Below are 11,096 nucleotides of genomic sequence, written 5' to 3'. Positions count from 1 at the left end.
GCTTTCTCCTGTTGCCTGAACGCGATTAACCGCGCTCCAGGTCGATATCGATACCGAGCGAACGGATTTCCTTGACCAGCACGTTGAACGATTCCGGCATGCCGGCATCGATCACGTGATCGCCCTTGACGAGGTTCTCGTACACCTTCGTACGACCCGTCACGTCATCCGACTTCACGGTCAGCATTTCCTGCAGCACATACGATGCGCCATAGGCTTCCAGTGCCCACACTTCCATTTCACCGAAGCGCTGACCACCGAACTGAGCCTTACCGCCCAACGGCTGTTGCGTCACCAGCGAGTACGGACCGGTCGAACGCGCGTGCATCTTGTCGTCGACCAAGTGGTGCAGCTTGAGCATGTGCATGAAGCCGCACGTGACCGGACGCTCAAAGGCTTCGCCGGTACGACCGTCGAACAGCGTGACCTGGTTCTTCGACTTGGTCATGCCGAGTTCCTTCGCGATGTGATCCGGGAATGCCAGATCCAGCATGCGACGAATTTCCTCTTCATGCGCGCCGTCGAACACCGGCGTTGCGAACGGCACGCCGTTCTGCAGGTTGCGCGCCAGCGACATGATTTCGTCGTCCGACAGGCTGTCGATATCTTCTTGCTGACCGCTCTCGTTGTAGATCTTCGTCAGGAACTTGCGAACTTCCTGGACCTTGGTGTGCGCTTGCAGCATTTCGCCGATACGCCAGCCCAGACCCTTCGCTGCCCAGCCGAGGTGCGACTCGAGAATCTGACCCACGTTCATCCGCGACGGCACGCCGAGCGGGTTGAGCACGATGTCAGCCGGACGGCCATCGGCCATGTACGGCATATCCTCGATCGGCACGATCTTCGAGACCACGCCCTTGTTACCGTGACGGCCGGCCATCTTGTCGCCCGGCTGCAGACGACGCTTGACCGCCAGGTACACCTTGACCATCTTCAGCACGCCCGGCGGCAGTTCGTCGCCTTGCGTGAGCTTCTTGCGCTTCTCTTCGAAGGCCAGATCGAACGAGTGACGCTTCTGCTCGATCGATTCCTTGATCTGCTCGAGTTGTTGCGCACCTTCGTCGTCTGCCAGACGAATGTCGAACCAGTGGTAACGGTCCAGATCGGCCAGGTATTCCTTGGTGATCTTGGTGCCCTTGGCGAGCTTCTTCGGACCGCCGTTGGCCGTCTTGCCCACCAGGAAGCGCTCCAGACGCTGGAACGCATCGCCTTCCACGATACGCAGCTGGTCGTTCAGGTCCAGGCGATAGCCCTTCAGTTCATCGTCGATGATCTGTTGAGCACGCTTGTCGCGCTGAATGCCTTCACGCGTGAACACTTGCACGTCGATCACCGTACCGCTCATGCCCGAGGGCACGCGCAGCGAGGTGTCCTTCACGTCCGACGCCTTCTCACCGAAGATCGCGCGCAGCAGCTTTTCTTCCGGCGTGAGCTGGGTTTCGCCCTTCGGCGTGACCTTGCCCACCATCACGTCACCGGCTTCGACTTCCGCGCCGATGTACACGATGCCCGACTCGTCCAGGCGACTCAGTTGCACTTCCGCCAGGTTCGAGATGTCGCGCGTGATTTCCTCAGGTCCGAGCTTCGTGTCGCGAGCGACCACATTCAGCTCTTCGATGTGGATCGACGTGTAACGGTCTTCCGCAACGACACGCTCCGAGATCAGGATCGAATCCTCGAAGTTGTAGCCGTTCCACGGCATGAACGCGATCAGCATGTTCTGACCCAGCGCCAGCTCACCCAGATCGGTCGACGCGCCGTCGGCGATCACATCGCCGCGCGCCACCTTGTCGCCCACTTCCACGATCGGGCGCTGGTTGATGTTGGTGTTCTGGTTCGAACGCGTGTACTTGATCAGGTTGTAGATGTCCACGCCGACTTCACCGGCAACGGCTTCATCGTCGTTCACGCGAATCACCACACGGCCGGCATCGACGTAGTCGACCACACCGCCACGGAACGCCTGCACGGTCGTACCCGAGTCAACCGCCACGGTACGTTCGATACCCGTACCGACGACCGCTTTTTCCGGACGCAGGCAAGGCACGGCCTGGCGCTGCATGTTCGAACCCATCAACGCGCGGTTCGCGTCATCGTGCTCGAGGAACGGAATCAGCGAGGCTGCCACCGACACGATCTGCGACGGTGCCACGTCCATGTACTGGATGCGGTCCGGCGTGACCATCAGCGTTTCGCCAGCTTCACGCGACGAGACCAGTTCATCGGTCAGTTCGCCGTTTTCGCCGATCGACGCGTTCGCCTGAGCGATCACGTAACGACCTTCTTCAATCGCCGACAAGTAGTCGATCTGGTCGGTAACCTTGCCGTCCACCACCTTGCGATACGGCGTCTCGAGGAAGCCGTATTCGTTCAGGCGGGCGTACAGCGCCAGCGAGTTGATCAGACCAATGTTCGGACCTTCCGGCGTTTCAATCGGGCACACGCGACCGTAGTGAGTCGGGTGCACGTCGCGAACTTCAAAGCCGGCGCGCTCACGCGTCAGACCGCCCGGGCCCAGTGCGGAAACACGACGCTTGTGCGTGATTTCCGACAGCGGGTTGGTCTGGTCCATAAACTGCGACAGCTGCGACGAACCGAAGAACTCGCGAATGGCCGACGAGATCGGCTTGCTGTTGATCAGGTCGTGCGGCATCAGGTTTTCCGACTCGGCCTGACCCAGACGTTCCTTCACAGCGCGCTCGACACGCACGAGACCGGCGCGGAACTGGTTTTCGGCCAGTTCGCCGACACAACGCACGCGACGGTTACCCAGGTGGTCGATGTCGTCGACTTCGCCACGGCCGTTACGCAGATCCACGAGGATCTTGATGGTCGCGAGAATGTCGTCGTCTTCCAGCGTCATCGGTCCGAGCACTTCGTCACGGCCAACACGACGGTTGAACTTCATACGACCCACCTTCGACAGGTCGTAAGCTTCTTCGCTGTAGAACAGACGGTTGAACAGTGCCTCGACCGCATCTTCGGTCGGCGGCTCGCCCGGGCGCATCATGCGGTAGATCGCGATACGCGCGGCCGTTTGGTCGGCGGTTTCGTCGATACGCAGCGTGGCCGAGATGTACGAACCCTGGTCCAGATCGTTCGTGTACAACGTCTGGATGTCCGACACGCCCGACTCGCGCAGCTTGACCAGCACGCTTTCGGTGATTTCGTCGTTGGCGTTGGCGATCACTTCGCCGGTATCGCCATCGATCACGTTCTTCGCGAGCACGCGGCCGAGCAGGTAGTCTTCCGGCACCGAGATGAACTTGGTGTTGGCGTTCTCCAGATCACGGATGTGCTTGGCGTTGACGCGCTTGTCCTTCTGAACGATGACCTTGCCTTCGCGATCCGTAATGTCGAAACGCGCAACTTCACCGCGCAGACGCTCCGGCACGAACTCCATCTGTGCGCCTTCCGGCATCAGCTTGAAGTTGTCGAACACGAAGAAGTTCGCGAGGATCTGTTCCGGCGTCAGGCCGATGGCCTTGAGCAGGATCGTGACCGGCATCTTGCGACGGCGGTCAACGCGGAAGTACAGGATGTCCTTCGGATCGAATTCGAAGTCCAGCCACGAGCCGCGGTAGGGGATGATACGCGCGGAGAAAAGCAGTTTGCCCGAGCTGTGCGTCTTGCCCTTGTCGTGTTCGAAGAACACGCCCGGCGAACGGTGCAGCTGCGAGACGATGACACGTTCCGTGCCATTGATGACGAAGGAACCCGTCGAGGTCATGAGCGGAATTTCGCCCATGTACACTTCCTGTTCCTTCACTTCCTTGACGACCGGCTTGTTCGGCGATTCCTTGTCGAGAATCACCAGACGAACCTTGGCGCGCAGGGCCGAGCAAAAGGTCAGGCCGCGCTGTTGACATTCCTTGACATCGAACGCAGGGGTACCGAGCAGATAGCTGACGAACTCCAGGCGTGCGAACCCGTTGTGAGAAACGATCGGGAAAATGGAGGAGAAGGCTGCTTGCAGACCCTCCGGCTTCCGCTCCGATGCAAGCGCATCGGCTTGCAAGAACGATGTGTACGAGGCGAGCTGGGTGGCCAGCAAAAACGGCACCTTGTGCACGGTCGGACGCTTCGCAAAACTCTTGCGAATGCGTTTCTTCTCGGTGAAGGAATAGTGCATTACGATCTCCGAATCACTACGCTGACGACGACGGCAGGCATCGCCAACGGGTGTTCATCGACTGAGACCAGACGTCCTCCACGGCGGGCTTGCCGTAGAGCAACGAGCTTGGTGGTTGGCCGCTACCAACCGCTGGCTGACGGCGACGGATGCCTGTGTTGCCCGTCGCCCGACCAAACTTGCCTTCTGCAGTCGCTTCAGAAGACAAAGAGAAAACCGCCGCCGGCTCATTCCCGCGCGATTTTTTCTTTGGCCTCTTCGATACGCCTTCGCTACTTCTCTGATACCGCCTTTCGCTCAACTTGCCGGTGATACACGCGTTTGAAACAGCGTGGCTGGCACAGGCTTCGGCGAAATCATTTTGCTTTCAACCACTTGGCGCCGCTTCGCGCCGACTTTCGATTTCCGCACGCCCCTTGTGGGATTTGCATCTCCTGAAAGCACAAAAAGGCTGACGACTTTTCGTCGCCAGCCTTCCCTACGCGCAGAGCCGAATTACTTGACTTCGACCTTGGCGCCGGCTTCTTCCAGCTTCTTCTTGGCTTCTTCAGCAGCAGCCTTGTCGACGCCTTCCTTAACAGCCTTCGGAGCGCCATCAACCAGATCCTTGGCTTCCTTCAGGCCCAGGCCGGTGATTTCGCGGACGGCCTTAATAACGCCGACCTTGTTCGCGCCGACTTCTGCCAGAACGACGTTGAATTCGGTTTGCTCTTCAGCAGCAGCAGCACCGCCGCCAGCACCTGCCGGGCCAGCAACTGCCAGGGCAGCAGCCGACACGCCGAACTTCTCTTCGAACGCCTTGACCAGGTCGTTCAGTTCCATAACCGACATCGCGCCTACGGCTTCGATGATTTCGTCTTTCGTGATTGCCATTTGTAAAACTCCTAGATTGTGTTCGGACCGAAGTCAGCGATCGTGTAACCGGGTCGAGAATTAAGCAGCTTCCGCTTGCTTCTTCTCGGCCACGGCAGCCAGGACGCGAGCAAAGCCGGAAACCGGCGCTTGCATGACACCCAGCAACTTCGCGAGCAGTTCGTCGCGGCTCGGGATCGAGGCCAGCGCTTGCACGCCTGCCTTGTCCATCACCTTGCCGTCGTACGAGCCGGCCTTCAAGATCAACTTGTCGTTGCCCTTCGAAAAGTCGTTCAAGACTTTCGCAGCGGCTACGGGATCCGTCGAGATACCGTAGATCAGAGGACCGGTCATCTGCTCAGCCAGGTCAGCAAACGGGGTGTTTTCCACCGCGCGGCGTGCCAGCGTGTTCTTCAGAACGCGCAGGTAGACGCCTTGCTGACGCGCATTGGCGCGAAGCTTCGTCAGATCGCCAACCGTGATTCCGCGATATTCAGCCACAACGATGGTCGAAGCGCCGGCGACTTGCGCCGATACTTCTGCCACGACGGCCTTCTTATCATCAAGATTAAGTGCCACGGTTAACCTCCAAAATTGACATCACCTCATGGTGACGCCGTTCCACTAACGGCTTACCGACATGTCTGGAGTTTCAACCCTCGCGCCCGGTTGCCCGCGTGCGACGGTGTGACTGCAAAACTTGTTCGGGTTCGCCATCTGCGTTGGCTGGCGTATTAAGGGAGCGTCAGTGAGTGCCCATTCCCGCCAACGGTCTTTGATAACCGGAAGCGCTTTCCGAAGAACTCGCTTCCGCCCAAAGTCTTTTGCTACTGGCTTTCGATCTCGAGGATCTCGGCCATCGCAGGGGACGCCATCACCCTGCGATTGCGATACTGTCTCACTTAGGCAGCCAGGCTAGCCTAGTCCACACGCACGCCAACGCCCATCGTGCTCGACAGGGCGATCTTGCGCAGGTAGACACCCTTGCTCGAAGCCGGCTTGGCCTTCGTCAGGGCTTCCAACAGGGCCGACAGGTTCTTCTGCAGCGCTGCCGGTTCGAACGATGCGCGACCGATCGTGGCGTGAATGATGCCGCCCTTGTCAACGCGGAACTGCACCTGACCTGCCTTGGCGTTCTTCACAGCCGTGGCAACGTCCGGGGTCACCGTGCCAACCTTCGGGTTCGGCATCAGGCCGCGCGGGCCGAGGATCTGGCCCAGCGTACCGACGATACGCATCGTGTCCGGCGAAGCGATCACGATATCGAAGTCCATGTTGCCGGCCTTGATCTGCTCGGCCAGGTCTTCCATGCCAACGATTTCAGCGCCGGCAGCCTTGGCTTGCTCAGCCTTTTCGCCTTGGGCGAAAACGGCCACGCGAACCGACTTGCCGGTACCTGCCGGCAGAACGACCGAACCACGAACCACTTGGTCCGACTTCTTCGCATCCACGCCCAGTTGCACGGCGACGTCGATCGACTCGTCGAACTTGGCGCTTGCGCATTCCTTGACCAGGGCCAGAGCATCGCCGACCGGGTACAGCTTGTTGCGGTCGACCTTGGCGGCCAGTGCTTGTTGACGCTTAGAGATCTTAGCCATTACAGACCCTCCACCGTGATGCCCATCGAACGTGCGCTGCCAGCGATGGTGCGAACCGCAGCGTCCAGATCGGAGGCGGTAAGGTCAGGCATCTTGGTCTTCGCGATTTCTTCCGCTTGTGCGCGGGTGATCTTGCCCACCTTGTCGGTGTGCGGCTTGCTCGAACCCTTTTGCAGGTTGGCAGCCTTCTTGATCAGCACCGTTGCCGGCGGGGTCTTCAGGACGAACGTGAAGCTCTTGTCTGCAAATGCGGTGATCACCACCGGAATCGGCAGACCCGGCTCGAGGCTCTGCGTTTGCGCGTTGAACGCCTTGCAGAACTCCATGATGTTCAGGCCGCGTTGACCCAGTGCCGGGCCCACGGGGGGCGACGGATTGGCTTTACCTGCAGGAATCTGCAGCTTGATAAAGCCGATGATTTTCTTTGCCATGGTTTACTCCGGAACGAATATGTGGCGCATATTCGGGGTTGAGTCATAGCGCGTTTTCACCGGAAATCCGGCTACTGGCGCTCCTCGGCGACGGCTGTCACCAACGCAAAAACGCGCCGGACGTCGCGCCGGCGCATTTTATTCTTAGATCTTTTCGACTTGTCCGAACTCCAGTTCTACCGGAGTCGCCCGTCCGAAAATGGTGACGGAAACACGGAGGCGAGATTTTTCGTAGTTCACTTCTTCCACCGAGCCGTTGAAGTCCGTGAAAGGACCATCCTTGACTCGAACCAACTCGCCCACCTCGAACAACGTCTTGGGACGCGGCTTTTCCACCCCGTCCTTGATTTGCGACATGATCTTGTCGACCTCGGCCTGTCGGATCGGAATCGGACGATTGCCCGTACCGCCGACGAAGCCGGTGACCTTGGCGGTATTCTTCACCAAGTGCCACGTGTCGTCCGTCATTTCCATCTCACACAGCACATAGCCGGGGAAGAAACGACGCTCGGTGACCGACTTGTGGCCACCTTTTGTTTCAACAACTTCTTCGGTCGGAACGAGAATTTCGCCGAAGTAGTCTTCCATGCCAGCGCGCGCAATGCGCTCGCGAAGCGCTTTGGCTACGCTCTTTTCCATGCCGGAATAAGCATGAACGACGTACCAGCGCTTCTTACTCGGTGCAGCCCCGGTATCAGACATATCACTTCCAGCCAAGAATCAAAGAGAACACTGCCCATTCAATCGTCTTATCGCTGATCCACAGATACAACGCCATGACGATGACGAACGCGAAGACAATCGCGGTCGTTTGAGCGGCCTCTTTACGGGTCGGCCAAACGACCTTACCCACTTCCCGATACGCATCCTTGGCAAAAGCCAGGAAGCCTTTGCCGGTTTGCGATGCCAATGCAACACCTGCTGCGATGGCCAGAACGACGACGATGGCAGCGACACGCACGTACAGTGCCTGTTGCTCCAACGCGTAGAACGCCACGACGCCAGCAATCACCAGCACTGCGGCCAGTGCCAGCAGCAGCTTGTCGCCAGTCGTACGCACAGTTTCTACGGGAGAATTCGCCATTTCCAGCTTGCAGACAGTTGTTTGGCAGGGGCAGAGGGAATCGAACCCCCAACCTTCGGTTTTGGAGACCGACGCTCTGCCAGTTGAGCTATACCCCTAAAACAGCAGAGGGGCCAGCCGCCAAAAGCTGACCCCGTAAGCGCGGACCGTTAAGGTACCGGCTTAAGCTAAGATCTTTGCAACCACGCCGGCGCCGACAGTACGGCCACCTTCGCGGATTGCGAAACGCAGACCTTCCGTCATGGCGATCGGAGCGATCAGCTTGACGGTGATCGAAACGTTATCGCCCGGCATGACCATTTCCTTGCCTTCCGGCAGGGTGATCGAGCCCGTCACGTCCGTCGTGCGGAAGTAGAACTGCGGACGGTAGTTGTTGAAGAACGGGGTGTGACGACCACCTTCATCCTTCGACAGAACGTACACTTCGCCCGTGAAGTCCGTGTGCGGCGTGATCGAACCCGGCTTGGCCAGAACCTGACCACGCTGGACTTCTTCACGCTTCGTGCCGCGCAGCAGAATACCGACGTTATCGCCTGCCTGACCTTGGTCGAGCAGCTTGCGGAACATTTCAACGCCCGTGCAAATCGTCTTGACCGTCGGCGTGATGCCAACGATTTCGATTTCTTCGCCGACCTTGATCACGCCCGACTCAACGCGACCCGTCACAACCGTACCGCGACCCGAGATCGAGAACACGTCTTCCACCGGCATCAGGAATGCCTTGTCGACTGCACGCTCCGGCGTCGGGATGTACGTGTCGAGGGCTTCAGCCAATTGCATGATGGCGGCTTCGCCGAGTTCGCCCTTGTCGCCTTCCAGCGCCAGCTTGGCCGAACCCTTGATGATCGGCAGATCGTCGCCCGGGAAGTCGTACTTCGACAGGAGTTCGCGAACTTCCATTTCGACCAGCTCGAGCAGCTCGGCGTCGTCGACCATGTCGCACTTGTTCAGGAACACGATGATGTACGGCACGCCAACCTGACGAGCCAGCAGGATGTGCTCACGCGTCTGCGGCATCGGGCCGTCAGCAGCCGAGCAAACCAGGATAGCGCCGTCCATCTGGGCAGCACCGGTAATCATGTTCTTGACGTAGTCGGCGTGGCCCGGGCAGTCAACGTGTGCGTAGTGGCGGTTAGCCGTTTCGTACTCGATGTGTGCGGTGTTGATGGTAATACCGCGTGCCTTTTCTTCCGGCGCTGCGTCGATGTCAGCGTAGTTCTTGGCTTCGCCGCCGAACTTCGACGACAGAACCGTTGCGATAGCGGCCGTCAGGGTCGTCTTGCCATGGTCAACGTGACCGATGGTGCCAACGTTTACGTGCGGCTTGGTCCGCTGAAACTTTTCCTTTGCCATTTTCGACTCCTAACGGGGTTATCTATTGCCGAGGTTGCTCGGCATGTTGATTGCCGCGCTTCACACTATCTTTTGGTGCCCATGGGCAGGATCGAACTGCCGACCTCTCCCTTACCAAGGGAGTGCTCTACCACTGAGCCACATGGGCGAATCCTGTTACTTCTACTGCTTCTGCGCGTCACCTGGAGCGGGTGAAGGGAATCGAACCCTCGTCATAAGCTTGGAAGGCTTCTGCTCTACCATTGAGCTACACCCGCTTGGATTCCGACTCTCGCTTCTTCGTAACAAGCGCCGGAGACCGAGGTTTCCGACGCTCATTACTTCCGCATTCTGGTGGAGGAGGTTGGATTCGAACCAACGTAGGCGTAAGCCAACAGATTTACAGTCTGCCCCCTTTAGCCACTCGGGCACCCCTCCGCAGAGAATTTGCAATTATGGAGATGTCCCCCGGCCTTGTCAACACCTTCCATGCATTAAATACGCAGTTTTTGTGCCTGATGCTCTGCGGATTTTCACTATATGCGGCAAGTCTTTGATTTGCTTGAATATGTGAATCAGGGCCGGATCTCGATCATTCCCAACGGCACGTTGACATCAATATCCGGCGGCATCAGGCGTCGACGTACCGGCTCAGGCTGTCTCGTGCGTTATGGAATTCCCGCCCGAGCTTTTGCGAGATGCTTCGCGTGGCTTTCGGGCGACTGGCAATGGTCGCTCCCAGGTCATCGCAGCAATCAACCACAATATCCGCTGCCATGGAGATCATCCGGATGCCGCGCTCCCAGTTGCAGTTAAGCACGCCATCAACCGGTTGAATCATGCGTTTGCCGTAAGCCAAAGGCGTCAACGCCGCATCACGACGGATGAGATAAGCCTGCGCGTCTCCGGGCTGTTTGCGGCGATCATTCAGCACTCCACCGTCCAGCAGCTCGGTGACCTGGTAACGCCCTGCGGAGCCGGCGTCTTTCATGCACATACCCCCCAAAGCGTTGAGACGTTCGGTGCCGCCGTCAGCCTCCGGGAGAAATCGAACGTCAGTCCCATATCGTCTCCAAGACAGGCCAGATGCGGTCATTGGAGCGCACTAGGGTCTTGCCAGATCCGGTAATGACAGGCGTAGCACTCAACCCCTCCGAGCGTCAGATGATTGGCGTACATCCTCAGGCGTGTGGAGGCATCACACCGGGTAGGCAGGCCTTCTCATGCGCCGCACCGAAGCCGCGGAAACGAACGCCGACGCCCGCCTGTTGTGCGGAAATGTGAGCCCGACGGAAATGACGATTACAGGCGGAAGCTTTCGCTCTGCAACGAACAACTGCTACCAGCATCGCAGGGCATTCCAAAGCACCAAGACCAGCCCGCTTGCCCGGCGCTTGAACCACCCCGCAAGTCACAGGATAAAGCGATCACACAAAGCAAAAACCCCTTGCTACGCGTTGTAGCAAGGGGTCTTTAGGGGAGCCTGACGATTACCTACTTTCACACGGGTATCCGCACTATCATCGGCGTGGAGTCGTTTCACGGTCCTGTTCGGGATGGGAAGGGGTGGTTCCAACTCGCTATGGTCATCAGGCATAACTTGTATGTCTTGCTGCACTAGGCGTGCAACAAAACCAATTCAGAAGAAGCGTAGTACTACATGTAAT

9 protein-coding genes, 4 tRNA genes and 1 rRNA gene are annotated in these 11,096 nt (G+C 58.6%); all 14 read right to left on the bottom strand.

Annotated elements, in window-relative coordinates; genetic code table 11:
* Window positions 1-25: 25 nt before the first annotated feature.
* The 14 genes from rpoB to rrf all read right to left on the bottom strand — a co-directional run bounded on the left by rpoB (window position 26) and on the right by rrf (window position 11,023).
* Window positions 26-4,132 carry a DNA-directed RNA polymerase subunit beta gene (rpoB, locus tag PI93_RS04910; RefSeq protein ID WP_039374978.1) on the bottom strand — a complete coding sequence of 1,369 codons (4,107 nt, stop codon included), beginning with the start codon at window positions 4,130-4,132 and terminating at the stop codon, window positions 26-28.
* Window positions 4,133-4,627: 495 nt separating this feature from the next.
* Window positions 4,628-5,005: a 50S ribosomal protein L7/L12 gene (gene rplL / locus PI93_RS04905; protein ID WP_039374980.1), complete on the bottom strand. Its 378-nt coding sequence runs from the start codon at window positions 5,003-5,005 to the stop codon at window positions 4,628-4,630.
* A 60-nt stretch (window positions 5,006-5,065) separates the two neighbouring features.
* Window positions 5,066-5,563 carry a 50S ribosomal protein L10 gene (gene rplJ / locus PI93_RS04900; RefSeq protein ID WP_010804162.1) on the bottom strand — a complete coding sequence of 166 codons (498 nt, stop codon included), beginning with the start codon at window positions 5,561-5,563 and terminating at the stop codon, window positions 5,066-5,068.
* A 341-nt stretch (window positions 5,564-5,904) separates the two neighbouring features.
* The gene (gene rplA, locus PI93_RS04895; RefSeq protein ID WP_039374982.1) at window positions 5,905-6,582 is read right to left on the bottom strand and encodes a 50S ribosomal protein L1; all 678 of its coding nucleotides are present in this window, start codon (window positions 6,580-6,582) and stop codon (window positions 5,905-5,907) included.
* Entirely contained in the window at window positions 6,582-7,013 is a 432-nt protein-coding gene (gene rplK, locus PI93_RS04890; RefSeq protein WP_010804164.1) for a 50S ribosomal protein L11, read from the bottom strand. The genes rplA and rplK overlap by 1 nt, the downstream gene beginning before the upstream one ends.
* Before the next feature lie 144 nt (window positions 7,014-7,157).
* Window positions 7,158-7,715, bottom strand: coding sequence for a transcription termination/antitermination protein NusG (gene nusG, locus PI93_RS04885; protein WP_039374983.1), 558 nt, complete (start codon window positions 7,713-7,715; stop codon window positions 7,158-7,160).
* A 1-nt stretch (window position 7,716) separates the two neighbouring features.
* Window positions 7,717-8,097, bottom strand: coding sequence for a preprotein translocase subunit SecE (gene secE / locus PI93_RS04880; protein WP_039374985.1), 381 nt, complete (start codon window positions 8,095-8,097; stop codon window positions 7,717-7,719).
* Window positions 8,098-8,119: 22 nt separating this feature from the next.
* Window positions 8,120-8,195, bottom strand: a tRNA-Trp gene (locus tag PI93_RS04875).
* A 64-nt stretch (window positions 8,196-8,259) separates the two neighbouring features.
* Window positions 8,260-9,450: an elongation factor Tu gene (tuf, locus tag PI93_RS04870; protein ID WP_039374987.1), complete on the bottom strand. Its 1,191-nt coding sequence runs from the start codon at window positions 9,448-9,450 to the stop codon at window positions 8,260-8,262.
* Between the two features lie 73 nt (window positions 9,451-9,523).
* A tRNA-Thr gene (locus PI93_RS04865) sits at window positions 9,524-9,598 on the bottom strand.
* A gap of 35 nt (window positions 9,599-9,633) precedes the next feature.
* Window positions 9,634-9,707, bottom strand: a tRNA-Gly gene (locus PI93_RS04860).
* A 74-nt stretch (window positions 9,708-9,781) separates the two neighbouring features.
* Window positions 9,782-9,867 (bottom strand) — tRNA-Tyr (locus PI93_RS04855).
* Window positions 9,868-10,060: 193 nt separating this feature from the next.
* Window positions 10,061-10,420: a hypothetical protein gene (locus PI93_RS04850; protein ID WP_144400521.1), complete on the bottom strand. Its 360-nt coding sequence runs from the start codon at window positions 10,418-10,420 to the stop codon at window positions 10,061-10,063.
* A 490-nt stretch (window positions 10,421-10,910) separates the two neighbouring features.
* Window positions 10,911-11,023 (bottom strand): 5S ribosomal RNA (gene rrf, locus PI93_RS04845).
* Window positions 11,024-11,096 lie beyond the last annotated feature (73 nt).

This window comes from Pandoraea fibrosis (assembly GCF_000807775.2).
Lineage (GTDB): Bacteria > Pseudomonadota > Gammaproteobacteria > Burkholderiales > Burkholderiaceae > Pandoraea > Pandoraea fibrosis.
Note: the sequence above shows the minus strand (reverse complement) of the source record. Positions and strands in the feature narration are given on the sequence as shown.

What these genes read in the sequence shown, in the direction of transcription:
- tuf (WP_039374987.1), bottom strand. Translation starts at nt 9,450, where the DNA reads ATGGCAAAGGAAAAGTTTCAGCGGACCAAGCCGCACGTAAACGTTGGC.
- rplA (WP_039374982.1), bottom strand. Translation starts at nt 6,582, where the DNA reads ATGGCTAAGATCTCTAAGCGTCAACAAGCACTGGCCGCCAAGGTCGAC.
- rplL (WP_039374980.1), bottom strand. Translation starts at nt 5,005, where the DNA reads ATGGCAATCACGAAAGACGAAATCATCGAAGCCGTAGGCGCGATGTCG.
- rpoB (WP_039374978.1), bottom strand. Translation starts at nt 4,132, where the DNA reads ATGCACTATTCCTTCACCGAGAAGAAACGCATTCGCAAGAGTTTTGCG.
- rplK (WP_010804164.1), bottom strand. Translation starts at nt 7,013, where the DNA reads ATGGCAAAGAAAATCATCGGCTTTATCAAGCTGCAGATTCCTGCAGGT.
- nusG (WP_039374983.1), bottom strand. Translation starts at nt 7,715, where the DNA reads ATGTCTGATACCGGGGCTGCACCGAGTAAGAAGCGCTGGTACGTCGTT.
- secE (WP_039374985.1), bottom strand. Translation starts at nt 8,097, where the DNA reads ATGGCGAATTCTCCCGTAGAAACTGTGCGTACGACTGGCGACAAGCTG.
- PI93_RS04850 (WP_144400521.1), bottom strand. Translation starts at nt 10,420, where the DNA reads ATGAAAGACGCCGGCTCCGCAGGGCGTTACCAGGTCACCGAGCTGCTG.